General features: G+C 48.8%; 27 protein-coding genes and 1 pseudogene. 18 read left to right on the forward strand and 10 right to left on the reverse strand.

Annotated features, from left to right (window positions below):
* Nucleotides 1-84: 84 nt before the first annotated feature.
* A pseudogene (locus tag FH968_RS10865) lies at nucleotides 85-930 on the forward strand (MFS transporter); the annotation flags it as partial.
* Here FH968_RS10865 and FH968_RS10870 read toward each other — a convergent pair.
* The 5 genes from FH968_RS10870 to trxC all read right to left on the reverse strand — a co-directional run bounded on the left by FH968_RS10870 (nucleotide 927) and on the right by trxC (nucleotide 6,667).
* The gene (locus FH968_RS10870) at nucleotides 927-1,250 is read right to left on the reverse strand and encodes a YfiM family lipoprotein (RefSeq protein WP_139879295.1); all 324 of its coding nucleotides are present in this window, start codon (nucleotides 1,248-1,250) and stop codon (nucleotides 927-929) included. The pseudogene FH968_RS10865 and the gene FH968_RS10870 overlap by 4 nt on opposite strands.
* 59 nt (nucleotides 1,251-1,309) lie before the next feature.
* Nucleotides 1,310-2,665, reverse strand: coding sequence for a CDP-diacylglycerol--serine O-phosphatidyltransferase (pssA, locus tag FH968_RS10875; RefSeq protein ID WP_139879298.1), 1,356 nt, complete (start codon nucleotides 2,663-2,665; stop codon nucleotides 1,310-1,312).
* A gap of 129 nt (nucleotides 2,666-2,794) precedes the next feature.
* Nucleotides 2,795-5,440, reverse strand: a complete 2,646-nt coding sequence (pat, locus tag FH968_RS10880; protein ID WP_139879302.1) for a protein lysine acetyltransferase — start codon at nucleotides 5,438-5,440, stop codon at nucleotides 2,795-2,797.
* 32 nt (nucleotides 5,441-5,472) lie between these two features.
* Complete coding sequence (locus tag FH968_RS10885; protein WP_139879306.1) at nucleotides 5,473-6,174, reverse strand: tRNA-uridine aminocarboxypropyltransferase; 702 nt, start codon at nucleotides 6,172-6,174, stop codon at nucleotides 5,473-5,475.
* A gap of 73 nt (nucleotides 6,175-6,247) precedes the next feature.
* The gene (trxC, locus tag FH968_RS10890) at nucleotides 6,248-6,667 is read right to left on the reverse strand and encodes a thioredoxin TrxC (protein WP_139879309.1); all 420 of its coding nucleotides are present in this window, start codon (nucleotides 6,665-6,667) and stop codon (nucleotides 6,248-6,250) included.
* Nucleotides 6,668-6,878: 211 nt separating this feature from the next.
* Between trxC and FH968_RS10895 the strand changes: the two genes are divergently transcribed.
* Nucleotides 6,879-7,940 carry a tRNA/rRNA methyltransferase gene (locus FH968_RS10895; protein ID WP_139879313.1) on the forward strand — a complete coding sequence of 354 codons (1,062 nt, stop codon included), beginning with the start codon at nucleotides 6,879-6,881 and terminating at the stop codon, nucleotides 7,938-7,940.
* A 55-nt stretch (nucleotides 7,941-7,995) separates the two neighbouring features.
* On the opposite strand, the gene ung is transcribed toward FH968_RS10895, so the two are convergent.
* The gene (gene ung, locus FH968_RS10900) at nucleotides 7,996-8,676 is read right to left on the reverse strand and encodes a uracil-DNA glycosylase (protein WP_139879316.1); all 681 of its coding nucleotides are present in this window, start codon (nucleotides 8,674-8,676) and stop codon (nucleotides 7,996-7,998) included.
* Between the two features lie 319 nt (nucleotides 8,677-8,995).
* On the opposite strand from ung, the gene grcA reads away from it, so the two are divergent.
* Nucleotides 8,996-9,379, forward strand: coding sequence for an autonomous glycyl radical cofactor GrcA (gene grcA / locus FH968_RS10905; RefSeq protein ID WP_139879318.1), 384 nt, complete (start codon nucleotides 8,996-8,998; stop codon nucleotides 9,377-9,379).
* 145 nt (nucleotides 9,380-9,524) lie between these two features.
* Here grcA and srmB read toward each other — a convergent pair whose 3' ends face one another.
* On the reverse strand, nucleotides 9,525-10,847 hold the full coding sequence (gene srmB / locus FH968_RS10910; RefSeq protein WP_139879320.1) for an ATP-dependent RNA helicase SrmB: 1,323 nt from the start codon (nucleotides 10,845-10,847) through the stop codon (nucleotides 9,525-9,527).
* 133 nt (nucleotides 10,848-10,980) lie between these two features.
* Here srmB and FH968_RS10915 point away from each other — a divergent pair, with 133 nt between their 5' ends.
* Nucleotides 10,981-11,718, forward strand: coding sequence for a tRNA1(Val) (adenine(37)-N6)-methyltransferase (locus FH968_RS10915; RefSeq protein WP_139879322.1), 738 nt, complete (start codon nucleotides 10,981-10,983; stop codon nucleotides 11,716-11,718).
* Here the strand turns inward: FH968_RS10915 and nadB are convergent.
* Nucleotides 11,703-13,319 (reverse strand): L-aspartate oxidase, encoded by a 1,617-nt coding sequence (gene nadB / locus FH968_RS10920; protein WP_139879324.1) that lies wholly within the window; start codon nucleotides 13,317-13,319, stop codon nucleotides 11,703-11,705. The two genes, FH968_RS10915 and nadB, sit on opposite strands and share 16 nt — an antisense overlap.
* 353 nt (nucleotides 13,320-13,672) lie before the next feature.
* Between nadB and FH968_RS24165 the strand changes: the two genes are divergently transcribed.
* From FH968_RS24165 to acpS, 12 genes are all read left to right on the forward strand, one after another.
* A complete protein-coding gene (locus tag FH968_RS24165) occupies nucleotides 13,673-13,729 on the forward strand; it encodes a hypothetical protein (protein WP_370090880.1) in 57 nt (18 codons plus the stop codon).
* 22 nt (nucleotides 13,730-13,751) lie between these two features.
* The gene (gene rpoE, locus FH968_RS10930; RefSeq protein WP_034497749.1) at nucleotides 13,752-14,327 is read left to right on the forward strand and encodes an RNA polymerase sigma factor RpoE; all 576 of its coding nucleotides are present in this window, start codon (nucleotides 13,752-13,754) and stop codon (nucleotides 14,325-14,327) included.
* Between the two features lie 31 nt (nucleotides 14,328-14,358).
* Nucleotides 14,359-15,006 carry an anti-sigma-E factor RseA gene (gene rseA, locus FH968_RS10935; protein WP_139879326.1) on the forward strand — a complete coding sequence of 216 codons (648 nt, stop codon included), beginning with the start codon at nucleotides 14,359-14,361 and terminating at the stop codon, nucleotides 15,004-15,006.
* Nucleotides 15,006-15,962 carry a sigma-E factor regulatory protein RseB gene (gene rseB, locus FH968_RS10940; RefSeq protein ID WP_139879329.1) on the forward strand — a complete coding sequence of 319 codons (957 nt, stop codon included), beginning with the start codon at nucleotides 15,006-15,008 and terminating at the stop codon, nucleotides 15,960-15,962. The genes rseA and rseB overlap by 1 nt, the downstream gene beginning before the upstream one ends.
* Nucleotides 15,959-16,438: a SoxR-reducing system protein RseC gene (gene rseC / locus FH968_RS10945; RefSeq protein ID WP_139879331.1), complete on the forward strand. Its 480-nt coding sequence runs from the start codon at nucleotides 15,959-15,961 to the stop codon at nucleotides 16,436-16,438. The genes rseB and rseC overlap by 4 nt, the downstream gene beginning before the upstream one ends.
* A 205-nt stretch (nucleotides 16,439-16,643) precedes the next feature.
* Nucleotides 16,644-18,443 (forward strand): translation elongation factor 4, encoded by a 1,800-nt coding sequence (gene lepA / locus FH968_RS10955; RefSeq protein WP_139879334.1) that lies wholly within the window; start codon nucleotides 16,644-16,646, stop codon nucleotides 18,441-18,443.
* 14 nt (nucleotides 18,444-18,457) lie between these two features.
* Nucleotides 18,458-19,432, forward strand: a complete 975-nt coding sequence (lepB, locus tag FH968_RS10960; protein ID WP_139879336.1) for a signal peptidase I — start codon at nucleotides 18,458-18,460, stop codon at nucleotides 19,430-19,432.
* Between the two features lie 170 nt (nucleotides 19,433-19,602).
* Nucleotides 19,603-20,283, forward strand: coding sequence for a ribonuclease III (rnc, locus tag FH968_RS10965; protein ID WP_034459305.1), 681 nt, complete (start codon nucleotides 19,603-19,605; stop codon nucleotides 20,281-20,283).
* On the forward strand, nucleotides 20,283-21,191 hold the full coding sequence (gene era, locus FH968_RS10970; RefSeq protein WP_139879338.1) for a GTPase Era: 909 nt from the start codon (nucleotides 20,283-20,285) through the stop codon (nucleotides 21,189-21,191). The genes rnc and era overlap by 1 nt, the downstream gene beginning before the upstream one ends.
* A 3-nt stretch (nucleotides 21,192-21,194) precedes the next feature.
* A complete protein-coding gene (gene recO, locus FH968_RS10975; RefSeq protein ID WP_139879340.1) occupies nucleotides 21,195-21,932 on the forward strand; it encodes a DNA repair protein RecO in 738 nt (245 codons plus the stop codon).
* Nucleotides 21,933-22,009: 77 nt separating this feature from the next.
* Nucleotides 22,010-22,741, forward strand: a complete 732-nt coding sequence (gene pdxJ / locus FH968_RS10980) for a pyridoxine 5'-phosphate synthase (RefSeq protein WP_139879342.1) — start codon at nucleotides 22,010-22,012, stop codon at nucleotides 22,739-22,741.
* A complete protein-coding gene (gene acpS / locus FH968_RS10985; RefSeq protein ID WP_139879344.1) occupies nucleotides 22,741-23,121 on the forward strand; it encodes a holo-ACP synthase in 381 nt (126 codons plus the stop codon). Before pdxJ ends, acpS begins: the two co-directional genes overlap by 1 nt.
* Here the strand turns inward: acpS and FH968_RS10990 are convergent.
* Complete coding sequence (locus tag FH968_RS10990; protein WP_139879346.1) at nucleotides 23,118-23,378, reverse strand: YfhL family 4Fe-4S dicluster ferredoxin; 261 nt, start codon at nucleotides 23,376-23,378, stop codon at nucleotides 23,118-23,120. The two genes, acpS and FH968_RS10990, sit on opposite strands and share 4 nt — an antisense overlap.
* Nucleotides 23,379-23,433: 55 nt before the next feature.
* The gene (locus FH968_RS10995) at nucleotides 23,434-24,282 is read right to left on the reverse strand and encodes a MurR/RpiR family transcriptional regulator (protein WP_139879348.1); all 849 of its coding nucleotides are present in this window, start codon (nucleotides 24,280-24,282) and stop codon (nucleotides 23,434-23,436) included.
* 126 nt (nucleotides 24,283-24,408) lie between these two features.
* Here FH968_RS10995 and murQ point away from each other — a divergent pair, with 126 nt between their 5' ends.
* Together murQ and FH968_RS11005 are read left to right on the forward strand one after the other, a co-directional pair.
* Entirely contained in the window at nucleotides 24,409-25,302 is an 894-nt protein-coding gene (gene murQ, locus FH968_RS11000) for an N-acetylmuramic acid 6-phosphate etherase (RefSeq protein ID WP_139879624.1), read from the forward strand.
* Between the two features lie 18 nt (nucleotides 25,303-25,320).
* Entirely contained in the window at nucleotides 25,321-26,688 is a 1,368-nt protein-coding gene (locus FH968_RS11005) for a PTS transporter subunit EIIC (RefSeq protein WP_139879350.1), read from the forward strand.

Below are 26,688 nucleotides of genomic sequence, written 5' to 3' on the forward strand. Positions count from 1 at the left end.
CTGTACTGACGTACAGGGCTTTTTGCTGTCTGCAGTTTATGGAAATTCAGTTCCCTGTCCCCGTGATAATCCACTGCAAAACCCACTTATATGAGTAAAGTTGCTGTAGAAGGACGGAAGGGTTTTTATGCATCTTTTCAATATGTCACACTAATCAGTGGGCAGTTTTTAGCGCTATTGGTCGTGGTTGTACTTCAGCAGGTTCTTAGTGATGGCGAATTATGTGAATGAGGTTGGAGAATACCGTTCGCGCTTGGAGCCGTCCTGGCGGTCATCGCTCTGTACCTGCGCCGCTCACTGGATGAAACCTCGGATAAAGCAACCAAGAAGCACAAGAATGCTGGGACTCTGGATGGACTAAAAAGCGTCGTGCCTTCATTATGGTTCTTGGGTTTACCGCAGGTGGTTCGTTGAGCTTTTATACCTTCACAACCTATATGCAAAAGTACTTATTGAATACCACTGGTATGCATGCCAATACAGCCAGCGCATTAATGACTTTCGCATTTTTTTATTTATGTTGATGTTGCCATTCTTTGGTACGCTATCGGATAAAATTAGCCGCTGTAATTCTATGCTTTGTTTTGGTGGGTTAACCGCAGTGATGACAATGCTAATTCTGACCGCCCTGCAAAATATGAATTCCCCCTATGTGGCATTCGGTCTTGTTATATTAGCTATGCTGATTGTCATTTTTTACACTTCTACTAGTGGGATTTTGAAAACTGAGATCTTCCTGCCTGAGGTTAGGGTATTAGGTGTCGGTTTGTCTTATGCGATGGCAAATGCACTGTTTGGAGGATCGGCGTATATGTTGCGCTCTCACTGAAATCTATAGGAATGGAGACTGCATTTTTCTGGTATATCTCTGGAATGGGTGCTCTGGCATTCCTGGTGCTGCATCATAAAGGGCAGGGAATCAAACTTTAATATTTAGCTAATTGCCATACTGCATAGCCGGTGGCGGCACCGGCTACATCCCATGTTAAATCTTTCCAGCTCCACCCACTTCCGGCCTGTCGGCTATCCCAAAGCTCTTTTGTTGCACCAAGACTTACCGAAAATAAGAAACCGAAATTCGCACTACGAGAATCACTCCAACTCTGATGCTGACCATACTTATTACCTACTGCAGATAAAATAGCTGATGCAATAAAATGCTGGGCTTTGTCCTGGCCATGCCATTGATCTTGAGACATATGACTGCAACCACTGAGAAGAAATAGTGAGGGGAGTAAAAGGCGCAGCATTCATTATTCTCCGGCTATAAAAAAGCCCTGCAAGCAGGGCATTTCAGTACAGTGATGAACTACAGAATACGACTTATCAAACGATCTATACGGATACGGCGCAAGCGGCGAATAAGCTTGCGCACTTTCACGGGATATTCCGCAATACTCTGCAAATCACGATAATGTTGAACAACGGTGGTATGAGTACGAATTAAATCTAATTCATGGTCTCGCTGTTCGGTCAGCTCATGTTTAGGATCATGAATAAGAATCGCATTCTCTAGATCTAGTCGCCATGCTCTAGGATTCAGGTTATTACCCGTCAGCAGCATCCACTCTTCGTCGACCCACATACCTTTCAGGTGGTAGCTGTTATCATCATCTTTCCACAGGCGTACAATTAATTGCCCACTGTTTACGTAATATTGTAAGCGGCTCAGGAAGCGGCGAAGATTTATTTCATAGAGATATGGCAAAGCACCGATTATTTTAAATGGCTGATCTTCAGGAATATAAAAATCATTAGCCGTTTTATCGCCCACGATAATTTCGACTTGTTTTCCTTCGCGTAACAGCTGAATAATATTACGCACCAGTACGGCTGGCAGGTTGAAATAAGGGGTACAGATAATCAGTTTATGCTCGGTGCACGGCATCAAATGGTAGATAGTTTTATTCAGCAGGCTAGTTTTACCCAACCCGACCAGAGGCGTAACGGCAAGTTGCTCGTTATCGGCATTTCCCTGGAAATGGAAACTAGCCTCACGCAGTTCCTGGCGGAACAAGCGGATATCGTTTTTGATCTCTGGGCTTTTTGGTCTGTGTTGTCTATCTAGGCGATGTACCGCACGGCCTCGGACGAGATTTTCGTGCATCCAGTTATACATGACGTCGGATAACTGTGAATTGCAGATGACCTGATAACGGTCATAACGATATTTATCGTGCTGATGCAGGTAAACATCGTTGACGCTGGCGCCGCTGTAAATCACGCAATCATCGACAATAAAACCTTTGAAGTGCAAGACTCCCAACGCTTCACGAGTATTCACCGGCACGCCATACACTGGAATATTTACATCAGGATATTCCTCGGTCATACGATGATACCAGTCGGCGTTAGTATTAGTTGCAGCAGCGCCAATGCGGCCTCGTTGAGCACGATGCCAATCGACCAGTACCGTCACTTCAATTTCTGGGCGTTGCTGTTTTGCCTGGTAGAGTGCGGTTAACACGGCTTTACCTGCATCATCTTGCTCAAGATACAAAGCAATAATACAGATGCGGTGAGTTGCGCTAGCAATTTTTTGCAGCAGGACTTCACGGAAATCCGCTGGGGAGAAAAGGGTCTTTACATCATCAACTGACTGAGAAAGCTTCGGCAATTGGGCAAGGTGTTGTTGATGTTTACTACGTTTAAATTTAGACAACATCACAGTGCGTATCTTCTCTTTTCATTGGATGGCCTTCTGCAAAATCCAGACGTCAGAACTTGCTGATAATACCACTACTGACCTGCAAAGTGATTAAGTTTTCCAGTGCCTTACTCACGAATCTACATTTTATATCAATGATAAAGTCAGACTAACGATGCCATCTTCTAGCTGTATATCGACATCAAATCCGAGTTTTCGCGCCAGAGACACCATACCGTGGTTGTTCGGCATAGTAATACCATTCAGCCTTTGAAGCCCATGCTCGCCCGTATAGGCAATCAGTTTTTCTAATAGGCGACGCCCCAATCCCAGTCCTTTCAAATCAGAACGCACAAGTACTGCAAATTCAGCATCAATGTTATCGGGATCTGAGATAGCGCGCGTGACGCCGATTATCTCATTATTGCCGTTATATTGGCGGACAGCGACAAAAGCCATTTCTCGATCGTAGTCGATCTGGGTCATATTGGCTAAATCTTCATGAGTAAATTCGTTGATTTCACTGAAATAGCGATAGTAAAGATCCTCTTTAGTGACCAACGAAATAAACTGTTGTAGCAGTGGTTCATCTTCTGGAAGAATCGGGCGGAACAGACATTGTTCACCATTCTTGAGAGTCACACTTTCTTCAAGCTGATAAGGATAAGGACGGATTGCCAGACGAGTTTCTGCGTTGCCTTCGAATTTTTCGAGCAGCAAAGTGACATCCAGCAGTGTGAACTCGTTACCCGAAGCCAGTAGCGGATGAATATCCAGACGACGGATTTCAGGGCAATCAATAATCAGATTGGAAACCTGAACCAGAACCTGGCTAATGCCGGGGACGTCCAACGGACGTAATGCGCTTCGGCCACGAATTTTGCCACTCTTTATCGCCTGAATGACCAGATAGCGAGCAAGATTCATATTGAGTGGCGGTAATGCTACAACAGCTTGTTGGTCCGGACGCCATTCAATGCCACCTTCGCCCAGCATGATCAGCGGGCCGAAAACGGGATCATGTTCAACAACTATTCGTAGTTCCTGAGCGCCGGCACGGTTAGCCATACTTTGAACCAGCAGCCCGTGAATACGAGCCTGTGGCCATGTCATTTTTACGCGATCAATAATGGCATCAGCGGCTTGCTGAACTTCAGTTGCCGTCCTCAGATAAAGCATTACCCCCTGAACCTCTGATTTATGAGGAATGTCAGGCGATCGTAATTTCAGTGCCACGGGATAACCAATCTGCTCAGCGATATGTACCGCTTCTGCACTGTCACCGGCAATCCACGTGGGTAGAGTATTGAGCCCGTACGCCTGCAAAATAGGCCGCACTTCATGAGTATCGAGTGAAGAGGCTCCTTCATTTAATGCTTGCTGGAGAAGATGATGAGCTTCACTGGCATTGGCTTTCAGGTTGACTGGCAATGCAGGGGTTTCACGCAATTGCTTCTGGTTTCGACGATATTCCACCATATGCATAAATGCCGTTACCGCACCTTCAGGTGTGCGATAAGTTGGGATGCCCGCATCACTGAACAGCCGCCTGGCTTCCTGAGAGGAAAACTCACCACACCAGTTGGTAATTAGCGTGATGTATTTACCGCGTGGGTGTCGGCGTATTAATTCGATTAATGAATTGGCACTTTCAGTTCCGGGAGCTGCCGCACTCGGGGCGTGAATGACCATCAACGCATCAAAATCCTGGCTGTCTAGCAGGGTTTCGACTGCACGCAGGTAGCGTTCAGGTGTGGCATCGTCGCGCAGATCTAATGGGTTGCCACTTTCGACACTCACTGGCAACGCACTCTTTAACCTGTTGAGTATTTCATCGCTCAACTTCGCCAGTTTTCCATTGCGCAGCCATAGCTCATCCAATGCCAGTGCAGCAGGTGCTGCACCATTGCTGATAATCATTAAGCGCTCGCCGCGCAGTGGTCTCATATGGCTTAACGTTTCTACCGCCGAGAACAGCTCATGCGTATCCTGAACACGTAATAAACCTGCACGCTGAATTGCAGCATCCCATGCAGCATCAAGCCCGAGATGTGTTTTAAGTAATTCCTGCGCTTTGGCGCTACGGCCACTTTTAATCACCAGAATAGGTTTGTTACGCGATGCACTACGGGCTGCTGAAACAAAGCGTCGTGCATCGCTCAAATGCTCAAGATAAAGCAAAATAGCGCTAGTTTTGGTATCTCGGGCCAAATAGTCCAGTAGCTCATCTACGTCTATATCAAGGCTGTCTCCCAGAGCGATAAACCACGAGAATCCCATTTCACGCTGTTGAGCCCAATCCAGAATCGTATTAGAGACCGCGGCTGATTGTGAAATGAAGGCCAGTTTACCTTTTTGGATCGGGACGGGGGAGAAACTCGCATTAAGACCTTGCCATGGGGCAAGTAAACCAAGGCTATTAGGTCCAAGCAAACGCATCTGCCATTGGGTGGCTGATGCTAGTAGTTCAGGTAATTGTTCAGGTGGAGCAGAAAGAATAATGCAGGCTTTACAGCCCTTCTCACCCAGTGATTGCAGTAATTCGAGATTACGTTTTGAGTGAGTACAAATGATTGCGAGATCGGGTGGGAAGGGGAGTCTTGCGATATCAGGCCAGGCAAGAACGCCACATACCGCTTTATGGCTGGGGGTCACGGGCATTACAGGGCCGTTAAAGCCCCCAGCCAGCAGGTTGCGCATCATTAAATAGCCTGCGCGATCCATTTTTGCGGAAGCCCCGATCACAGCGATTGATTTGGGGCGCAGTAGCGCCTCCAGCCCACGTTGACTCATAGCTCTCTCCCCTGAGAATTAACTCAGTGAGTTTAAACGCTTTCTGACTCTGTTGTTGTGATGCTGGATTGATGATGGGGTTTACCTGCCAGATACCGTTCACGAAATAGCGTGAAATGTTCTGTCAGCCCGACTGAGGCATGCTCATCATCGGCAAGTTCAAGTAGCGCTGCGGCGACTTCTGCGGTGCAATATTGCCCATCAGCATGCGCTTCGCGAAGCCGGTAGGCTGAAACAATGCTCAAATCCACCGAAATCACCGGCAGTTGATCAAGATATGGGCTCTTACGGAACATCTTGCGAGCCTCCGTCCATGTACCATCCAGCATAATAAAGAGCGGCGGCTTTCCACTTTTAGGAGGCGTAGTCAGTACTTTTCTACCAACACTTGCATAAGAAGCAGGGAATACCACCATCGGTTGATAATCCGGAGATCTGACTAAGTCGAGTAGCGCCTGCGGTGGCTCGATACGCGACCATTGGAACGCCTCTGTGTCAGGTAAAATATCTGCGATAAGCCTTCCAGTGTTGCTGGGCTTCATCGGCTCGGTATCAAACATGACCAAACAGAAACGGCTTCGCGCTTTCTGGGGCTTTAGTGTTTCACACAGACATTGTTTCAGCGGCAGCAAGCAGCGCTGACAGCGGCGAATGCGATTACCTCGGGCAAGGAAGGGGCGTGTTGCGCGAGCCAGGCGTTCGGCACGAAGACGTAGGACGGCGTTTTCAGTCATCAGATAAACAAGTTTAAAAACGCCATTCTAACGTAGATGAACTGAACGGGTACTATAAACCGTACCCGTAAACTTAGATGTTTCCGTTCAACCAGCTATCAAATGAGGCTTTTGGCATAGCACCATTCAGCATGTCGACCATTTCACCTTTTTTGAACACCATAATGGTCGGAATACTGCGGATACGGAAACGTGCGCTGAGTGCAGGCTCGGCTTCCGTATTAACCTTAACAAACCGCACTTTGCCACTACGTTCTTCCGCCACATCTTCAAAAATAGGTGCGAAGTTGACACATGGGCCACACCACGGCGCCCAGAAATCGACAACGACAGGCAAATCGTCTTGCAGTAATTTATCCAGGGTTTCGCTGGTGGCATTAATCACGTCGCCATCAAACAGATCATGACCACAACGGCCGCATTTGGCTCCGTCATCAATACGCTCATTGGGTATGCGATTAATCGCCTGGCAGGCGGCACAAACGGTATTCATAACTAACCTCTAAAGGAAGTGTTGTCCGAAAATGGCAAAATTCTTAGATGATGTTTCTTATATGTTAAATATTATCAGCGATTAGTCGAGTGCCAGCAAAGTGATTTATTCGATGGATATAATAGTTATTGGCTTTTGACCAAAGTTAATGGCTAACCAGTGCCACATCGGGTAATCTGCGCGCCACGCGCTCAGCCAGGTGGAGAGAAGAATGAACGACGAATTTAAAGGTAAAAGCGGCAAGGTCAAAGTGATGTATGTCCGCGGTGACGATGACAGCGAAAAACGCAGCCAAAACCCGCGCACAGGTAAAGGTGGTGGGCGTCCGGCGGCACCGTCACGTGGTGAGGGCCGACGTGGCCCACGTCGCGATGATAAACCTGGCGCCGGGCGTGATCGGAATCGTAGTGACGATCGTGAAGATCGCGGTGATAACCCGTGGCGTACGGTTTCTCGTCCGCCAAGAGAAGAAGCGACTGAAGCAGGCGAGCAAATGGGTGCCAACGGTAGACCAATTGTTGACCCTGAAGTTATTCGCCGCCAGCGCGCGGAAGAAACACGTGTTTACGGTGAAAATGCTTGTCAGGCTCTGTTCCAGAGCCGCCCTGATTGCATCGTTCGCGGCTGGTTTGTCCAGAGCGTAACCCCGCGTTTCAAAGAAGCATTGCGTTGGATGGCAGCAAACCGTAAAGCCTATCATGTGGTTGACGATGCTGAGCTTGTCAAAGCATCGGGTACAGAACACCACGGTGGCGTTTGCTTCATCATCAAAAAACGCCGCGGTATTACTGTTCAAAGCTGGTTATCTAAAGCTGGTGAAGAAGATTGTGTACTTGCGCTGGAAAACGTAGGCAACCCGCATAACCTCGGCGGCATTATGCGCAGCTGCGCACACTTCGGTGTGAAAGGTTTGCTGGTGGAAGACGCTGCAATGCTGGAGTCTGGTGCTGCGGTTCGCACTGCTGAAGGTGGTGCGGAGCATGTTGAAGCTATCAGCGGCGAGACTTTCAATGAAGGTCTGGAGCAATTCCGTAATGCCGGTTACACCATTGTCACCACATCAAGCCATAAAGGTACTCCGCTTTTCAAAGCTGAACTGCCAAAGAAAATGGTTCTGGTGTTAGGGCAAGAACGTGAAGGTGTTTCCGATGCTATCTTTGAAAATGCTGATATGAGCGTTGCTATTGATGGTACCGGTAATGTTGAAAGCCTTAACGTATCAGTCGCAACCGGTGTGTTGTTGGCTGAATGGTGGCGTCAGAACAAAGCGTAATCCTTTGTGAATGACAGCTTTAAAAAGCCAGCGAAAGCTGGCTTTTTTGTCTCTTTTATTCAGGTAACACTGGCATCCAGTTAATCGCTGGTTGGTTGTGTTCAGTTAAATACTGATTGGTTTTTGAAAAGTGACCACAACCCAGAAAACCGCGATGTGCAGACAGCGGTGAAGGGTGAGGTGCTTGCAAAACATAATGACGCTGCCGGTCAATAAAACTGCCTTTCTTCTGAGCATGAGAGCCCCACAGTAAAAAGATCACCCCTTCGCAGTGTTCATTTATCAGCGCTATCACTTTATCTGTAAATGTTTCCCAGCCAAGCTTTGCATGGGAGTGTGCCTTGCCAGCCTCAACGGTTAGTACTGTGTTGAGCAATAGCACGCCTTGATGCGCCCAACTTTCCAGATAGCCGTGCTTTGGCCGCTCGAAACCAGCAATATCGCTCTGCAACTCTTTATACATATTGGCTAATGAGGGAGGGACGGCGACGCCTGGTAAAACGGAAAAAGCCAACCCATGTGCTTGCCCAGGCCCGTGGTATGGGTCTTGCCCAAGGATTACAACTTTTACATCACCTAACTCAGTAAACCTGAAAGCATTAAATACATCTTTCTGTGGAGGATAAACAGTGACCCCTGCTGCTCTTCGTTCAGCAACGGTTGCCAGTGTATTGGTGAAATAGGGTTGTTGCTTCTCTTGTGCTAGCACGTCGTGCCAGGTGAGGTGGGTAGTCATCTCGCTCTCCTGCGATTCGGAATCATACTAGCTTAACGGCTTCTTTCTTCTAAACAAAATCATGAGTGACCGATGAGGCTAAAACTTAAAAAAAGTTGATAATTTACATAATTTTTAATTTCATCATGCAAGGCTAAGTTGATGTAAAACAAATAAATGATATGATAGCCACATTAGATGCATGGATTTAATTGATTTAAATCAAGGTTTGGCGTGGGCTTGACTAGTATAAAGATCAGTAACGCAACAATGGTTTTACCAATGAGCCAGTTTATGGCCCGAAAAGAATCAACAAAATTAGCCCATAGGGAGAAATAAAATGATTACTGGTATCCAAATTACTAAAGCTGCAAATGATTCACTGTTGAACTCTATCTGGTTGCTGGACAGCGAGAAAGGTGAAGCACGTTGTGTTTGTGCTAAAGCTGGTTTTGCTGAAGACGAAGTTGTAGAAGTTAGCAAATTGGGTGAGTTCGAATATCGTGAAATCCCAGTTGAAGCAAAACCTGAAGTTCGTGTGGAAGGTGGTCAACACCTGAACGTGAACGTTCTGCGTCGTGAAACTCTGGAAGATGCTGTTAAACACCCAGAAAAATACCCGCAACTGACTATTCGTGTGTCTGGTTACGCGGTACGTTTCAACTCTTTGACTCCAGAACAACAGCGTGACGTGATTGCCCGTACTTTCACAGCAAGCCTGTAATTTCTAAAGTATTTAAAAAGCCGGTGGCAATTGCACCGGCTTTTTTTTGGGTTTGATTCAGTAACTGTTATGAAACGGTTAAAACTCAATATCAGGACGTAAAAAAACCGCCTCATTTGAGACGGTTTTTATATTCGCTGTTGAATTATTCAGCTGAGTCTGTTTTTGCACTGCTTGGTTTGCGGCGCTTACCGACATTCTTTTTATCGCGGAGACGGACTTTCACACGCGGTTTTTCTTTATCGTCCTTTTTCTTCTCTTCGCGTTTGGCGAGCACTTTCTTCGACGGTTTACCGGTGAGTTTCTCACTCGGCGCTCGAGTCGTAGGGCGCAGCTCATCAATCACACGCGGCTTCATGGGTTCTTTCATGTAACGAGTGACTTTGCCAAGCAGCAAATGGTCATGCGCTTCAACAAAAGAAATAGCGGTACCTTTGAGGCCAGCACGGCCAGTACGTCCGATACGGTGCAGATAGGTATCAGCGGTACGCGGCATATCAAAGTTGAACACATGACTCACTTCTGGAATATCAATACCACGAGCGGCAACATCGGTAGCAATCAGCACATTCACGCGGCCATCAGTCAAACGCTTGATAGCTTCAGTACGCTTCATCTGCACCATTTCGCCTTCGAGATAGCAGGTATTGATACCCGCTTCACGCAGCCATGCAACCAGTTCATGCACACGGTCGCGCTTACGCACAAAGACGATTGAACGCGTGGTATCCGGCTGTTGTAGCAAATGCACCAGCATTGCAGTTTTATGCTCAACATTGTCTGCGCGGTAGTACCACTGGTGGATTTTTTTGCGCTCGCGTGTTGAAGACGTTGCAGAAACTTCAACCGGATCTTCTAACAAACGCTCCGCGAAATTCTTAATAGCGTCGCCTTCAAGCGTTGCGGAGAACAGCATGGTTTGTTTGCGCCAGCGAGTTTCAGCAGCAATGGTTTCGATATCCTGCGCAAAGCCCAGATCCAACATGCGATCGGCTTCATCAAGAATCAGTGTTTCTACCGCACGGCAATCAAAGTTTTCTTCCTTGATGTATTGCAGTAGGCGACCCGTCGTTGCAACAACAATATCTTGGTTCTCGCTGAACACTTCCGCGTGGTTCATATAAGCCACGCCACCTGTGATGGTTGCGATATCAAGATGGGTATGTTTTGCCAGTTCACGAGCGTGATCGGCCACTTGCATTGCCAGTTCACGCGTTGGTGTGACGATCAAAATACGTGGTGGGCCAGATTTCTTACGCGGGAAATCGACCAAATGCTGTAACACAGGCAGCAAATAAGCGGCTGTTTTACCGGTGCCGGTAGGCGCGGAACCGAGGACATCACGCCCTTCAAGTGCAGGTGGAATGGCGGCAGCCTGAATAGCTGTCGGGCGGGTAAAGCCCTTGTCCTGGAGCGCGAGCAACAGACTCTCGTCAAGTTCCAGTTCGGAAAAAGTGGTTACAGTCATGGTCTTCCTCTATGTAGGGCGCCGATTATAGACGTTATGGCTGCGATCTTCATCTGTTTGTGTGGATAACTGACGCTTTTCCTGGCTGCGAGTTTCCCCTATGCTACACCCGTTTCTCTACAGGGTAGCTAAGATGTGCAGTCAAAAAGTAGTATTGCGTCGTGATGGATTCACCTTTAAACAATTCTTTGTCGCACACGATCGCTGCGCAATGAAAGTCGGTACCGATGGCACGCTGCTGGGCGCGTGGGTGCCAGTTGCTAATGTGACAAGCGTGTTGGATATCGGAACAGGGAGTGGTTTGCTGGCGTTAATGCTTGCGCAACGCACTCCTGATAATGTCACGATTGACGCAGTAGAGCTTGATCCTATTGCCGCTGAGCAAGCTGCGGAAAATGCAAAAGGCTGCCAGTGGACGTCGCGCATCACAGTGCATTGTGCGGATATTCGTGAATGGGCTCAGCAAGCTACGCAGCGCTATTCACTGATCGTCAGTAACCCTCCGTTCTTTGAACAGGGGAGTAATTGCGCCTCAGCTGAACGTGCGCAGGCTCGCTATACCACGACGCTGGATCATAATGCGTTGTTAAATAGCGCAACGCAGTTAATTACTGAAGATGGTTTTTTCTGTGTGATCATGCCTGAAACGGCGGGAACGGCTTTTACCGAACTGGCAAAGTCGCAGGGCTGGTTTGTTCGCTACCGTAACGATATTTCTGATAACGAAACTCGCCTGCCGCACCGTGTGATGCTGGCTCTGTCACCGACAGATGGCGAATATTTTACCGAACGATTAATGATTCGTGGGCCAGACCAACAATATTCTGAAGGCTATTGCAGTCTGACCCAGGACTTCTATTTGTTTATGTAAAGCGGCGAAAGAATACTTGGCCCGGAGTTTTCAGCCAAATCCGGGTAGTCCAGCGTGTAGTGCAGACCCCGGCTTTCTTTGCGCATCATGGCACAGCGGACAATTAACTCTGCGACCTGTACCAGATTGCGCAGTTCCAGCAAATTGTTCGACACGCGGAAGTTTGCGTAGTACTCGTCGATTTCCTGCTGCAACATGGTGATGCGGCGCAATGCCCGTTCCAGGCGACGCGTTGAACGCACAATCCCGACGTAATCCCACATAAACAGACGAAGCTCATGCCAGTTATGCTGGATAACGACTTGCTCATCTGGGTTATCTACGCGACTGTCATCCCAGTCTGGTAATGATCTGGAAACGCGAGCGTATGGCATACGCTTGATAATATCGTCTGCCGCAGACCAGCCATAAACCAGGCATTCCAACAGTGAATTCGATGCCATACGGTTGGCACCGTGTAATCCGGTATAGGTCACTTCACCAATAGCGTATAAACCATCTACATCGGTACGACCATTTTCATCCACCATTACGCCACCGCAGGTGTAGTGCGCTGCGGGCACAATCGGAACCGGTTCTTTAGTGAGGTCGATACCCAATCCCATCAGTTTTTCATAAATGGTCGGGAAGTGGTGGCGTACAAATTCTTCAGGCTTGTGACTAATATCCAGATACATGCAATCTGCGCCCAGACGTTTCATCTCATGATCGATAGCTCGAGCCACAATATCTCGAGGTGCGAGTTCACCGCGCTCATCAAAATCAGGCATAAAGCGGCTGCCATCAGGGCGCTTGAGATAAGCACCTTCACCGCGTAACGCTTCGGTCAGCAGGAAATTGCGCGCCTGTGGATGGAAGAGGGCAGTCGGATGGAACTGATTAAACTCCAGATTTGCTACACGACACCCTGCACGCCACGCCATGGCAATGCCATCACCAGACGAGATATCTGGGTTAGTGGTGTATTGATAAACTTTTGATGCGCCACCGGTGGCTAATACCACGGCTTTCGCGCGGCAAGTTTCCACTTTTTCACGATTGCGGTTCCAGACCCAAGCTCCGACAACTCGACGCGTGCCAGGAAGGCCTATTTTGTCAGAAACGATAAGGTCGACGGCATTACTACGCTCAATTACCCGAATATTGGGATGGCTCAGCGCTTTGCCAACTAACGTGGTTTCAACTTCTTTACCGGTTGCATCGGCTGCATGAAGAATTCGGCGATGGCTATGCCCACCTTCACGGGTCAAATGATAGCTTTCTGCGCCATTTGGCTGAATCTCAGTATCAAACAGAACACCTTGATCGATTAACCATTGCACACAATGACGTGCATTGCTGGCGACAAACTCTACTGCTTCTCGATCACAAATTCCGGCACCGGCAATAAGAGTATCTTCTACGTGCGAATCAATACTGTCAGTTTCATCAAACACAGCGGCAATGCCACCCTGAGCATAAAATGTTGAGCCTTCATTGATTGGCCCCTTGCTCAGAACAATAACTTTGCAGTTTTCAGCAAGCCGTAAAGCAAGAGAGAGGCCAGCAGCTCCGCTACCGACGATTAATACATCACAAGTGAGTTCGGAATTTGTGTTCATAGTGTTTAATTTACTAAACAATGGTTGGGCCAGCATACCATCCGATGTGGGCTGCAACACGTTTTTTTTAACTTAGGGTTATATGAACTAAACAAGAGCGTGGGGATCTCAGTTTCATCCGAATTATATGTGAGATAAGCCATATTTATCGCGAGTTCGCTGTGAATGGCAGATTTTCTGATGAAAAATCATGATTCATGCGATACTCTGCATGCAGTTTAGCGATCGCCTTTTATGATAAAAAGGTGCCACCGTTTGTGCCATGAAACTTATAATCAAGAAGAGATAATTCGTGGAGCAGATCAGGAAAACAAAGGCGTAAGGGAACTTTGCTCAAATCGAGCGTTCCAACCGTGAACTTGCTCATATATGCAGAGTTCGGGTGGCTTTTCAATTACGCGTGGAAATAGGTTTGGGGAGACATTACCTCGGATGAGCGAGCAGTTAACGGATCAGGTCCTCGTCGAACGGGTCCAGAAGGGAGATCAGAAGTCATTCAATTTACTGGTAATTCGTTATCAGCATAAAGTGGCGAGTCTGGTTTCCCGTTATGTACCTTCAGGGGATGTCCCTGACGTGGTACAGGAGTCTTTCATTAAAGCTTATCGCGCATTGGATTCTTTCCGTGGCGATAGCGCGTTTTATACATGGTTGTACCGCATAGCGGTCAACACGGCAAAAAATTATCTGGTTGCTCAGGGTCGCCGTCCACCATCAAGCGATGTGGATGCAATTGATGCGGAAAACTACGAAAGTGGCAGCGCATTGAAAGAAATTTCGAACCCTGAGAACTTAATGTTGTCTGAAGAACTGAGACAAATAGTTTTCCGTACTATTGAGTCGCTCCCGGAAGATTTACGCATGGCAATTACGTTGCGGGAGTTGGATGGTTTGAGCTATGAAGAAATAGCCGCCATCATGGATTGCCCTGTAGGGACTGTACGCTCTCGTATTTTCCGTGCGCGGGAAGCTATTGATAATAAAGTTCAACCGCTTATCAGGCGTTGACGATAGCGGATTACTGGAAGGGTAATTAGGCATGCAGAAAGAAAAGCTTTCCGCTTTAATGGATGGGGAAACTCTGGATAGCGAACTGCTTAGCACTTTGTCGAAAGACGAATCATTGCAGAAGAGCTGGGAGAGCTACCACCTAATCCGCGATACTATGCGCGGCGATACCAGCGAATTACTTCATTTTGATATTGCAGCCAATGTCATGGCCGCGATTGAAAATGAGCCAGTGCGTAACGTCACGCCACTCATTATTGAACAGCAGCCTGAACCTCAGCAATGGCAGAAGATGTCGTTCTGGAATAAGGTTCGCCCATGGGCAAGTCAGCTCACCCAAATGGGCGTTGCAGCATGCGTATCGCTTGCGGTAATTGTTGGGGTGCAGCACTATAATGGCCAGTCTGAGAACTCTGCTCAACCTGAGGCTCCGGTGTTTAACACCTTGCCAATGATGGGTAAAGCGAGTCCGGTAAGTTTGGGTGTGCCATCTGACAGCACAGCCAGTACAGGTCAGCAGCAGGTACAGGAACAGCGTCGACGTATCAATGCTATGTTGCAAGATTACGAATTGCAGCGTCGTTTACACGCCGAGCAACTCCAGTTTGAACAGGCACAAACCCAGCAAGCTGCGGTACAAGTGCCAGGAAACCAAACTTTAGGAACTCAATCGCAGTAATGAAGCAACTTTGGTATGCCCTGTCTCTTATGACAAGCAGCCTGTTGTTCAGCTCAAATGCCTCGGCGGACACTGTTTCGTCCGGGGCATTGTTGCAGCAGATGAACCAGGCGAGTCAGTCACTCAATTATGAGTTGGCATTTATCAGCGTTAATAAGCAAGGGATAGAGTCCTTACGCTATCGCCATGCAAGGCTTGATAATCGCCCGCTTGCACAATTGCTTCAGATGGATGGCCCACGCCGAGAAGTTGTCCAGCGTGGTAGTGAAATTAGCTATTTTGAACCGGGACTTGAGCCTTTTACGCTCACCGGGGATTACATCGTTGATTCGCTTCCATCAATCGTCTATACCGATTTCAAACGTCTTACGCCATATTACGACTTCATCTCTGTCGGGCGCACTCGTATTGCCGATAGGCTTTGCGAAGTCATTCGTGTTGTAGCTCGAGACGGTACGCGTTACAGCTACATGGTATGGATGGACTCAGAAACCAAATTACCACTGCGTGTTGATTTACTGGATCGTGATGGCGAAACGCTGGAACAATTCCGCGTTATCTCGTTTAACGTCAGTAAAGAAGCCAATGGCATGATGCAAAGTCTGGCGAAGGCAAGTTTACCGCCGCTGCTGTCGGTTCCTGGTGCTGAAAAAGTCAATTTCGCTTGGGCACCAACTTGGCTGCCGCAAGGGTTTAGCGAAGTATCCAGCAGCCGCCGTCCATTGCCGACTGTCGATGTGCCTATTGAATCACGCCTCTATTCTGATGGTTTGTTTAGTTTCTCTGTAAACATTAGCCAGGCTGCAAGTAACAGCAGCGATCAGATACTGCGCACAGGGCGCCGTACCGTCAGCTCTGAAATCCGTGATAAAACAGAAATTACGATTGTCGGTGAACTGCCACCACAAACGGCAAAACGTATTGCTGACAGCATCAAATTCAGGACAGCGCAATGATCAAGGAGTGGGCGACAGTCGTCTCCTGGCATAAAGGTGAAGCACTGCTGAGTTGCGATGTGAAAGCATCATGCAGCAGTTGTGCTTCACGCGCAGGCTGTGGGAGCCGTATTCTCAACAAGCTTGGTCCGCAAACTAATCACACCCTATCGGTTGCTTGTGATACACCGCTGGTCGCTGGTCAAAAAGTCGAATTGGGCATTGCTGAAGGTAGCCTGATAGGCTCTGCGTTACTGGTTTACATGTCTCCTTTGGTGGGGTTGTTTCTGGTTTCTGCCCTTTTTCAGGCAATGTTTAGTACTAACCTTGCTGCGATTTGTGGGGCGCTACTGGGTGGTGTTGGCGGTTTTCTAATCGCACGTGGGTTCTCTCAGAAGCTCAGCCGCCGTGAAACCTGGCAACCTGTTATTCTTAGCGTCGCACTGCCGCCAGATGCCCTCAGAGTCGAAACCATTACCCCTGCGGATAGTCAGTGAACTCACTTGCATTCGCTATCCGTTTGACACACATTCCATCGGCTTTTCATCGCTCAGCTAAGCTTGCATGATGACCTGTTTCCTCGCTTTCTCGTTGTAGTGTAGAATGCGGCGTTTCAGGCAAAAGACAGCCATTGACATCATGCTCTGTACAGCGCATTGCGCCGAGCTTTCCCGGATTTGTAAGGCATAAAAACCTCTAACTATGAAGAATATACGTAACTTTTCTATTATTGCCCACATCGACCACGGCAAATCGACGCTGTCTGACCGTATTATCCAAATTTGCGGTGGCCTGTCCGATCGTGAAATGGAAGCCCAGGTGCTTGACTCCATGGATCTGGAGCGTGAACGTGGTATTACCATCAAAGCGCAAAGCGTAACGCTGGATTACAAAGCCAGTGATGGTGAAACTTATCACCTTAATTTTATCGATACCCCCGGGCACGTCGACTTCTCTTATGAAGTTTCCCGTTCCCTTGCGGCTTGCGAAGGTGCGTTGCTGGTGGTGGATGCTGGTCAGGGCGTAGAAGCTCAGACCCTGGCAAACTGCTATACCGCCATGGAAATGGATCTGGAAGTGGTTCCCGTTCTGAACAAAATTGACCTGCCGGCTGCCGATCCTGAACGTGCCGCACAGGAAATTGAAGATATCGTCGGTATTGATGCAGCGGATGCTGTGCGCTGTTCGGCAAAAACCGGTGTGGGTGTAATCGATGTTCTTGAACGTTTAGTTCGTGACATTCCGGGGCCAGAAGGCGATCCGGAAGCGCCACTGCAAGCGCTGATCATCGACTCCTGGTTCGATAACTATCTTGGTGTTGTCTCTCTGGTTCGTATTAAAAACGGCACTATGAGAAAGGGCGACAAAATCAAAGTAATGAGTACCGGCCAGGTTTATAACGCAGACCGTCTGGGTATCTTCACGCCAAAACGTGTTGACCGTGATGTGTTGGGTTGTGGTGAAGTAGGCTGGTTGGTCTGTGCAATCAAAGACATCCTGGGCGCGCCAGTTGGCGATACCTTGACCCTTTCCCGTAATCCGGCAGATAAAGCACTGCCAGGCTTTAAAAAAGTGAAGCCTCAGGTTTACGCGGGTCTGTTCCCGGTCAGCTCTGACGATTACGAAAACTTCCGTGATGCGTTGGGTAAATTGAGCCTGAACGATGCTTCATTGTTCTATGAGCCAGAAAGCTCCACAGCGCTGGGCTTCGGCTTCCGCTGCGGCTTCCTTGGTCTGCTGCACATGGAAATCATTCAGGAACGTCTTGAGCGTGAATACGATCTTGATCTGATTACCACGGCACCAACGGTAGTTTACGAAGTTGAAACTACCACTGGCGAAACAATCTACGTTGATAGCCCATCTAAGCTGCCAGCGCTGAATAACATAGCTGAACTGCGTGAGCCAATTGCTGAATGTCATATGCTGATGCCGCAGGAGTATCTGGGCAGCGTTATCACTTTGTGTATTGAGAAGCGTGGCGTACAGACCAACATGGTTTACCACGGTAACCAAGTTGCGTTGACCTATGAAATCCCAATGGCTGAAGTGGTACTCGACTTCTTCGATCGTCTGAAATCAACATCCCGTGGCTATGCTTCACTGGACTATAACTTCAAGCGTTTCCAGACTTCCGACATGGTGCGTGTTGATGTACTGATTAACGGCGATCGTGTTGATGCTCTGGCATTAATCACCCACCGTGGTAACTCGCAGTTCCGTGGCCGTCAGTTGGTTGAAAAAATGCAAGAGCTGATCCCACGTCAGCAGTTTGATATTGCCATTCAGGCCGCTATCGGCGCACATATCATTGCGCGTTCTACTGTTAAACAGTTGCGTAAAAACGTATTGGCGAAATGCTACGGCGGTGACGTCAGCCGTAAGAAAAAGCTGTTGCAGAAACAAAAAGACGGTAAGAAACGTATGAAGCAAGTCGGCAACGTCGAACTGCCTCAGGAAGCGTTCCTCGCTATTCTGCATGTCGGGAAAGACGGCAAATAAATTAAGGAGTTGGCATGGCGAATATGTTTGCGCTAATCCTCGTGATAGCGACGCTGGTAACGGGCCTTTTATGGTGTATCGATAAGTTTATTTTTGCGCCAAAACGTCGGGAAAAACAGGCGGCAGCGCAAGCTGCCACTGGTGATGCGCTTGATAGCAAGACGCTAAAAAAAGTGGCACCTAAGCCAGGTTGGTTAGAAACGGGGGCATCTGTATTCCCTGTGCTGGCAATTGTCCTGATTGTGCGTTCATTTGTTTATGAACCATTCCAAATTCCGTCAGGTTCAATGATGCCAACGTTATTAATTGGCGATTTTATTCTGGTCGAAAAATTTGCTTACGGCATCAAAGATCCGATTTACCAGAAAACGCTAATTGAAACGGGTCATCCGAAACGCGGCGATATTGTGGTGTTCAAATATCCACAAGACCCACGTCTGGATTACATCAAGCGTGCTGTGGGTCTACCGGGTGATCGTGTCAGTTACGATCCTGTCGCAAAAGAAGTCACTATTCAGCCAAATTGTAGTTCTGGCCAGGCATGTGATAACGCGTTGCCAATTACCTACAGCAATGTAGAACCAAGTGATTTTGTGCAGACTTTTGCTCGTCGTAATGGAAGTGAAGCGAACTCCGGTTTCTTCCAGTTACCGCTGGACCAGACAAAAGAAGATGGTATTCGTCTGTCTGAGCGCAAAGAAACGCTGGGCGACGTGACTCATCACATTCTGACCGTACCAATTGCACAGGACCAGGTGGGTATGTATTACCAGCAACCGGGCCAACAACTTGCAACCTGGATTGTGCCACCGGGCCATTACTTCATGATGGGCGATAACCGCGATAACAGTGCTGATAGCCGTTATTGGGGCTTTGTTCCTGAGGCGAATCTGGTAGGTAAAGCAACCGCAATCTGGATGAGTTTTGAGAAACAAGAAGGTGAATGGCCGACAGGTGTTCGTTTAAGCCGTATTGGCGGAATTCATTGATCAATTAAATCCATTCAGGTAACGACATACCTTGTCGTTGTGTATAGAATATCCCCCCGTATTTAGGTTGGCTCCCGAAAGGGAGCCACGGCAAACGAAACAGCGTTGGTTCTCTTTTTCAGGTCTGTTCCGTGTGCTGAATAATTGACGCATTCATTAATTGGTATCGCATGAACCCCATCGTAATTAATAGGCTGCAGCGTAAGCTGGGCTACACTTTTGTACATCAGGATCTGTTGCAACAGGCATTAACGCACCGCAGTGCCAGCAGCAAGCACAATGAGCGCCTTGAGTTCCTGGGTGACTCCATTCTTAGCTACGTTATTGCAAACGCGCTTTACCATCGTTTTCCTCGTGTAGACGAAGGTGATATGAGCCGTATGCGTGCGACGCTAGTACGCGGTAATACGCTGGCAGAAATTGCTCGCGAATTTGAATTAGGCGAATGTCTGCGCCTTGGGCCGGGTGAACTGAAAAGTGGTGGTTTCCGCCGCGAATCTATTCTGGCCGATACCGTCGAAGCCTTAATTGGCGGCGTTTTCCTCGACAGTGATATCCAGAATGTTGAGCGTTTAATTCTTTCCTGGTATCAATCTCGTCTGGATGAAATTAGCCCAGGCGATAAGCAAAAAGACCCTAAGACGCGTCTGCAAGAGTATTTGCAGGGTCGCCACTTGCCACTGCCATCTTATTTGGTGGTGCAGGTTCGTGGTGAAGCGCACGATCAGGAATTTACCATTCACTGTCAGGTGAGTGGCCTGCCTGAGCCGGTTATTGGTACCGGTTCAAGCCGCCGTAAAGCGGAACAGGCTGCAGCTGAGCAGGCGCTTATCAAGCTGGAGCTGGAATAATGAGCGAAGAACAAACCTTTTGCGGATTCGTGGCCATCGTTGGTCGCCCGAATGTCGGCAAATCCACGCTGCTAAACCAGTTGCTTGGGCAAAAAATCTCTATCACTTCCCGTAAAGCGCAGACGACTCGTCACCGCATTATGGGTATCCATACTGAAGGCCCGTATCAGGCGATTTACGTCGATACCCCAGGGCTGCATATGGAAGAAAAGCGCGCCATCAACCGCCTGATGAACAAAGCTGCCAGTAGCTCTATCGGTGATGTTGAGCTGGTTATCTTCGTGGTTGAAGGCACGAAGTGGACCGCAGATGATGAGATGGTGCTCAACAAACTGCGTGACGCGCGTGCCCCGGTTATCCTCGCTGTCAACAAAGTTGATAACGTTCAGGACAAAGGCATCCTGCTGCCGCATCTGCAATTCCTTGGCAGCCAGATGAACTTCCTGGATATCGTGCCAATTTCTGCTGAAAATGGCTTCAATGTAGACACTATCGCCAGCATTGTTCGTAAACGTCTGCCGGAAGCGATTCACCACTTCCCGGAAGATCACATCACAGACCGTTCACAGCGTTTCATGGCGTCTGAAATCATCCGTGAAAAACTGATGCGATTCCTGGGCGCGGAACTGCCATATTCCGTTACCGTTGAAATTGAACAGTTTGTAGAGAATGCTCGTGGCGGTTACGACATCAACGGTCTGATTCTGGTTGAACGTGAAGGCCAGAAGAAAATGGTGATTGGCAATAAAGGCGCCAAAATCAAAACCATCGGTATCGAAGCTCGTAAAGATATGGAAGAGATGTTCGAAGCCAAAATTCACCTGGAACTGTGGGTGAAGGTGAAATCCGGTTGGGCTGATGACGAACGCGCATTGCGCAGCCTTGGTTATACCGACGATCTGAAATAAAGAATGGAAGGCTGGCAGCGGGCTTTTGTCTTGCATAGTCGCCCCTGGAGCGAAACCAGCCTTCTACTTGACCTCTTTTCAGAAGAGTCCGGGCGCGTTCGCGTCATCGCGAAAGGCGCTCGTTCTCGTCGCTCCAACCTCAAAGGGACCCTACAACCCTTTACCCCCTTATTAGTTCGCTGGGGCGGACGTGGTGAAGTTAAAACACTGCGTAGCGCTGAAGCTGTTTCACTGGCACTTCCCCTTAGTGGCATAACTCTCTACAGCGGCTTGTACGTGAACGAACTGGTTTCACGCGTGCTGGAAGATGAAACACGTTTCTCTGAATTATTCTTCGACTACCTTCACTGTATTCAAGCATTAGCGGGAACCAATGGTTCACCGGAACCGGCTTTGCGCCGTTTTGAACTGGCTCTGCTTGGGCACTTGGGTTATGGCATGGACTTCCTGCACTGTGCCGGAAGTGGTGACGAAGTCAGCGACACCATGACCTACCGATATCGTGAAGAGAAAGGGTTTATCGCAAGCCTGGTGGTGGATAACAACAGTTTCACCGGCCATGAATTAAAAGCACTCGCCAACCGTGAATTTCCTGACGTTGCCACCTTGCGCGCCGCTAAACGTTTTACCCGTATCGCGTTGAAACCCTACCTGGGCGGCAAGCCCCTTAAAAGCCGCGAGTTGTTCCGTCAGTTTGTGCCTAAAAAACCACCACTCAAATCGCCTCAAGACCCGCAATAATTGCCTGGCCGTAGCCATGCTTTCCTTCCACGGTGTAAACTGCCAGAACTAAAACCGTTCTGACCCCGAGGCAAGGCATGGCTGAATTACTGTTAGGCGTAAACATCGATCACATCGCAACTTTGCGTAACGCGCGCGGCACGGCATATCCTGATCCAGTACAGGCCGCATTCATTTGTGAGCAAGCTGGGGCCGACGGTATTACGATTCACCTGCGTGAAGATCGCCGCCATATCACCGATCGCGATGTGCGCATTCTGCGCCAGACCCTCGATACCCGTATGAATCTGGAAATGGCCGTCACTGAAGAGATGATTGGTATTGCTTGCGAAACCAAACCTCATTTCTGTTGCCTGGTACCGGAAAAACGCCAGGAAGTGACCACTGAAGGCGGGCTAGATGTTGCCGGTCAGCTAGATAAAATGCGCGATGCCTGTAAACGCCTCGCTGATGCTGGCATTCTGGTTTCCTTATTTATTGATGCCGACCACGCACAAATTGATGCAGCTGTTGATGTTGGCGCGCCATATATCGAAATTCACACAGGTTGTTACGCCGATGCCAAAGACGAAGCGACTCAGGCAAAAGAACTTGCCCGTATCGCAGAAGCTGCAACTTACGCTGCAGGCAAAGGCCTGAAAGTGAATGCCGGACACGGGCTGACGTACCACAACGTTCAGGCTATCGCGCGTCTGCCAGAAATGCATGAACTGAATATTGGCCACGCTATTATTGGCCGTGCGGTAATGAGTGGCTTGAAAGATGCGGTGGCAGAAATGAAACGCCTGATGCAGGAAGCTCGTAGCTAATGGCAATCCTCGGCCTTGGCACCGATATCGTTGAGATAGCGCGTATTGAAAGCGTTATCTTGCGTTCGGGTGACAGACTGGCGAAGCGTGTACTCAGTGCCAATGAATGGCTGCAATATCAAGCGCACCAACAACCGGTGCGCTTTCTCGCCAAACGTTTTGCAGTAAAAGAAGCGGCAGCCAAAGCATTTGGTACCGGGATCCGCAATGGTCTGGCATTTAATCAGTTTGAAGTTTTTAACGATCCACTCGGCAAACCGCAGCTGCGTTTTTGGGAAGAGGCGCTACGGCTTTCAGAAAGAATGGGTGTGCGTTCGGTGCATGTTACGCTTGCAGATGAACGGCACTATGCATGTGCAACGGTCATTATCGAAGATTAAAGCTTATCGGCGTGGTGCAACTGTACGAATTTATCCCACAGTTGCTCTTCGTTTTCCTTATGTGCCGGATCGCTGATGATGGTGTTTGGGATCGGGCAAACTTTTTGGCAAGTCGGTGTTTCGTAATGCCCAACACACTCGGTACAACGATCGGTGTTGATCTCATAAATGCTATCCCCCATAGAAATGGCCTCGTTCGGGCATTCCGGCTCGCACATATCGCAATTAATACATTTTTTAGTGATAAGTAACGCCATGGGAAAATCTCGATAACAACAGAAACAGGGCGGGCATTATACGCCCAATCCCCAATCAGACCAGTTTTTTTACCAGCGCTTCACTGTGGCGAATACGCTTCGGCGCATGTTCCAGATCCCGTTGTACCAACGCCATAAACAGTAAATCGGTTAACATCATTTGCGCGCTGGTCGATGAGATTGCCGCACTGCGCGTGGCTTGTTCCTCGGCGATGGTGTACAGGCACAGAGTTGCTCGTTGCTGTAACGCATTTGGCGTAAAACCCGTAATCGCAAGGATCTTCGCGCCGGTACGTAGGGTTTCATCGGCGGCGAGATTTATCTCACGCCGTTCACCAGAATAGGAAATCGCCAATAAAATATCGTCGCTGCATGAGGCTTGCGCCGTTGCCAGCAGTGCGTGCATGTCCTGTTCTGCCACGGCATTAATGCCAATTTTCATCAGCTTCCACGCAAAGTTTTTGGCAACCAGCCCGGATGCGCCAATTCCGACCAGTAGCACTCGCCGAGCATTACGCAGCATATTCACACTCGCCAGTAGCTTTTCTTCGCTATTGATATCAAGCGTGGCATGCATTGCCGCCAGATTATCTTTAATCAGTTTTTCACCCACCAGCCGCAACGGATCGTCACCAAGAATCAGGTTATGAACCGGGACGGATTGTGACACCTGCCCGCTGGCAAGCGCTTCACTGATGGCAAGTTTGAGTGCTGGGAAGCCTTTGAAGCCCAATTTTTGGGAAAACTTTACCACGCTGGACTGGCTAACACCGGCTTCAGTTGCAAGTTGTTGCGAACTTAAATGGCGAGCATAGTCAGGCCTTTCCAATAGAAAATCGGCCAGTTTACGGTCACTCTGTGCCAGGGTTGAGTAGCGGCTTCGAATACGCAGTAAACAGTTCATTTCCTCTCCAGTCTGCCGGGTCAATTATGTGAGCGGCCCCATAATAACGTAAATTTCGCTCGCCTGAATGAATTTTATATTCCATTATGATTAAACTTTAAGGAATTAAATATTCAAAGGTGCATGATGAATCTTGGCTCACTCGTTTCTGAAACTCGTAATCCACAAACGATGGATCTCGATTGTCTCTCCACGCTTGCTATGGTTGAGCGTTTTAATCAGCAAGATGCGCTGGTTGCAGGGGCAGTAGAAAAAACGCTACCGGAAGTTGCTAAAGCTGTTGATGCCGCGAGTGAATCACTTAAGGCTGGCGGGCGTTTGATTTATATGGGCGCGGGAACCAGTGGGCGTCTTGGTGTACTGGATGCGTCAGAGTGCCCACCAACGTTTGGCGTTCCGCACGGGCTGGTGATTGGTTTAATTGCCGGTGGGCCTGGCGCTCTACTCAAAGCAGTAGAAGGTGCTGAAGATAATCAGCAGCTCGGAGAAGACGACCTGAAAGAACTCAATCTAACTGCAAACGATATGGTGGTTGGGCTTGCGGCTTCCGGGCGCACGCCGTATGTGATTGGTGGTTTGCGTTATGCCCGTAATCTTGGCTGCCGTACCGCAGCGATTTCCTGCAACCCGGGCTCCGCCATCGCACAGGAAGCTGAAATTGCCATTTCTCCGGTTGTCGGGCCAGAGGCACTGACCGGTTCAACTCGCCTGAAGTCAGGTACTGCACAAAAACTGGTGCTGAACATGATCTCTACCGGTGCGATGGTCAAACTTGGCAAGGTCTATCAGAACCTGATGGTGGATATGAAAGCCACCAACATTAAGCTGGTGGACCGCGCGTGCCGAATTGTCATCGAAGCAACAGGGGCTACCCGTGAAGAGGCTGAAAAAGCGCTCAAACAAACGGATTACGAAGTTAAACCTGCCATTCTAATGATACTCACCGGTGTTGATGCCCAAACCGCGCAAGCGCGTTTGGCTGACAGTCGTGGTTATCTCCGTCCCGCACTGAATAACTAAAATAACAGGCACTGAATCATGGATAAAACAGCGACTTTGGCCCGTGAAATTTTGTTTGGAATTGGTGGGCAAGGAAATATTACCCGTCTGGAAAACTGCATGACACGCGTGCGTGTTGAAGTGAATGACGACAGCCAGCTTGATGTTGCTCGCCTGAAAAAACTGCCGGGAGTCAGCGGCTACGTGAAGCAAGGTGCGCAGCATCAGCTGATTGTTGGGCCGGGTCGTGCGGCTCAGGTTGTTGATGCGATGCGCGAACTGTTGCATAGCAGTGGCCAGACTCTCTCAAGTGAAGATGATATCGCGCAGAATAAAGCCCAGGCGAAAGAGCGTTATCAGGCACCGATGAGTGAAGCTCTGCGTAAACTGGCAAATGTTTTTATTCCATTGATTCCCGCTTTTATTGCATCGGGGCTTATCACCGGGATTATTAACATCTTAAAACGCCCGGATATTGTGGGTGACCTTGCCACGCAGTACCCAAACATTCTCGGCTTGCTCGCCATCTTCGGTAGTGCGGTTTTTGCTATCATGAATATTCTGGTGGGGGTAAATGCCGCTAAAGTATTCGGTGGTTCGATGGCGATGGGTGGCGTGATGGCGGGTATTCTTTCCAGCCCACAACTGGCGCAAATCCATCTGTTTGGCGAGAACCTCCAGCCTGGACGCGGTGGTATTATTGCCGTGTTGCTGGTGGTGGCGTTGATGTGTTGGATTGAAAAACGCTTACGCCGCTTGCTGCCAGGTTCAATAGAGCTAATCCTCAATCCGCTACTGACGACACTCATTACCGCTTCGATTGCGATTGTTGCACTGCAACCGCTGGGTGGCCTGATTTCTGACGCGATTGCTCACGGTGCGACACTGGCAATCGACAAAGGGGGTTTGGTTGTCGGCGCGGTGCTTTCCGGCTTATTCCTGCCGTTGGTGCTTTCAGGTTTGCATCAGGGGTTGGTGCCGATTCATGTCGAGCTTATCCAGACTCATGGTCAGAACGCATTATTGCCAATTTTGGCGATGGCAGGGGTTGGGCAAGTCGGTGCAGCGCTGGCCGTATTAATGAAAACACGTAACCAACGGTTGAAAAAGTTGATCAAGGGTGCATTACCTGTGGGGCTACTGGGCATTGGCGAACCGCTGATTTTTGGAGTGACGCTACCGCTTGGTAAGCCTTTTATCGGTGCCTGTTTAGGCGGTGCGGTTGGTGGAGCGCTAATCAGTTACTGGAAAGTGGCAACAGTCATCACGTTCGGAATTTCAGGTTTACCACTGGCATTAACTATTGTTGCCGGAAAAGTGATGTTCTATCTGTTAGGCTTTCTGATAACGGTGATCGCCGGGTTCTTGTTTACATGGTTTATGGGCTTTAATGATCCAGAGGAATAA

It is taken from the genome of Buttiauxella sp. B2 (assembly GCF_006376615.1).
Classification (GTDB): Bacteria; Pseudomonadota; Gammaproteobacteria; order Enterobacterales; family Enterobacteriaceae; genus Buttiauxella.

What these genes read in the sequence shown, in the direction of transcription:
- FH968_RS10870 (WP_139879295.1), bottom strand. Translation starts at nt 1,250, where the DNA reads ATGCTGCGCCTTTTACTCCCCTCACTATTTCTTCTCAGTGGTTGCAGT.
- pssA (WP_139879298.1), bottom strand. Translation starts at nt 2,665, where the DNA reads ATGTTGTCTAAATTTAAACGTAGTAAACATCAACAACACCTTGCCCAA.
- pat (WP_139879302.1), bottom strand. Translation starts at nt 5,440, where the DNA reads ATGAGTCAACGTGGGCTGGAGGCGCTACTGCGCCCCAAATCAATCGCT.
- FH968_RS10885 (WP_139879306.1), bottom strand. Translation starts at nt 6,174, where the DNA reads ATGACTGAAAACGCCGTCCTACGTCTTCGTGCCGAACGCCTGGCTCGC.
- trxC (WP_139879309.1), bottom strand. Translation starts at nt 6,667, where the DNA reads ATGAATACCGTTTGTGCCGCCTGCCAGGCGATTAATCGCATACCCAAT.
- FH968_RS10895 (WP_139879313.1), top strand. Translation starts at nt 6,879, where the DNA reads ATGAACGACGAATTTAAAGGTAAAAGCGGCAAGGTCAAAGTGATGTAT.
- ung (WP_139879316.1), bottom strand. Translation starts at nt 8,676, where the DNA reads ATGACTACCCACCTCACCTGGCACGACGTGCTAGCACAAGAGAAGCAA.
- grcA (WP_139879318.1), top strand. Translation starts at nt 8,996, where the DNA reads ATGATTACTGGTATCCAAATTACTAAAGCTGCAAATGATTCACTGTTG.
- srmB (WP_139879320.1), bottom strand. Translation starts at nt 10,847, where the DNA reads ATGACTGTAACCACTTTTTCCGAACTGGAACTTGACGAGAGTCTGTTG.
- FH968_RS10915 (WP_139879322.1), top strand. Translation starts at nt 10,981, where the DNA reads ATGTGCAGTCAAAAAGTAGTATTGCGTCGTGATGGATTCACCTTTAAA.
- nadB (WP_139879324.1), bottom strand. Translation starts at nt 13,319, where the DNA reads ATGAACACAAATTCCGAACTCACTTGTGATGTATTAATCGTCGGTAGC.
- rpoE (WP_034497749.1), top strand. Translation starts at nt 13,752, where the DNA reads ATGAGCGAGCAGTTAACGGATCAGGTCCTCGTCGAACGGGTCCAGAAG.
- rseA (WP_139879326.1), top strand. Translation starts at nt 14,359, where the DNA reads ATGCAGAAAGAAAAGCTTTCCGCTTTAATGGATGGGGAAACTCTGGAT.
- rseB (WP_139879329.1), top strand. Translation starts at nt 15,006, where the DNA reads ATGAAGCAACTTTGGTATGCCCTGTCTCTTATGACAAGCAGCCTGTTG.
- rseC (WP_139879331.1), top strand. Translation starts at nt 15,959, where the DNA reads ATGATCAAGGAGTGGGCGACAGTCGTCTCCTGGCATAAAGGTGAAGCA.
- lepA (WP_139879334.1), top strand. Translation starts at nt 16,644, where the DNA reads ATGAAGAATATACGTAACTTTTCTATTATTGCCCACATCGACCACGGC.
- lepB (WP_139879336.1), top strand. Translation starts at nt 18,458, where the DNA reads ATGGCGAATATGTTTGCGCTAATCCTCGTGATAGCGACGCTGGTAACG.
- rnc (WP_034459305.1), top strand. Translation starts at nt 19,603, where the DNA reads ATGAACCCCATCGTAATTAATAGGCTGCAGCGTAAGCTGGGCTACACT.
- era (WP_139879338.1), top strand. Translation starts at nt 20,283, where the DNA reads ATGAGCGAAGAACAAACCTTTTGCGGATTCGTGGCCATCGTTGGTCGC.
- recO (WP_139879340.1), top strand. Translation starts at nt 21,195, where the DNA reads ATGGAAGGCTGGCAGCGGGCTTTTGTCTTGCATAGTCGCCCCTGGAGC.
- pdxJ (WP_139879342.1), top strand. Translation starts at nt 22,010, where the DNA reads ATGGCTGAATTACTGTTAGGCGTAAACATCGATCACATCGCAACTTTG.
- acpS (WP_139879344.1), top strand. Translation starts at nt 22,741, where the DNA reads ATGGCAATCCTCGGCCTTGGCACCGATATCGTTGAGATAGCGCGTATT.
- FH968_RS10990 (WP_139879346.1), bottom strand. Translation starts at nt 23,378, where the DNA reads ATGGCGTTACTTATCACTAAAAAATGTATTAATTGCGATATGTGCGAG.
- FH968_RS10995 (WP_139879348.1), bottom strand. Translation starts at nt 24,282, where the DNA reads ATGAACTGTTTACTGCGTATTCGAAGCCGCTACTCAACCCTGGCACAG.
- murQ (WP_139879624.1), top strand. Translation starts at nt 24,409, where the DNA reads ATGAATCTTGGCTCACTCGTTTCTGAAACTCGTAATCCACAAACGATG.
- FH968_RS11005 (WP_139879350.1), top strand. Translation starts at nt 25,321, where the DNA reads ATGGATAAAACAGCGACTTTGGCCCGTGAAATTTTGTTTGGAATTGGT.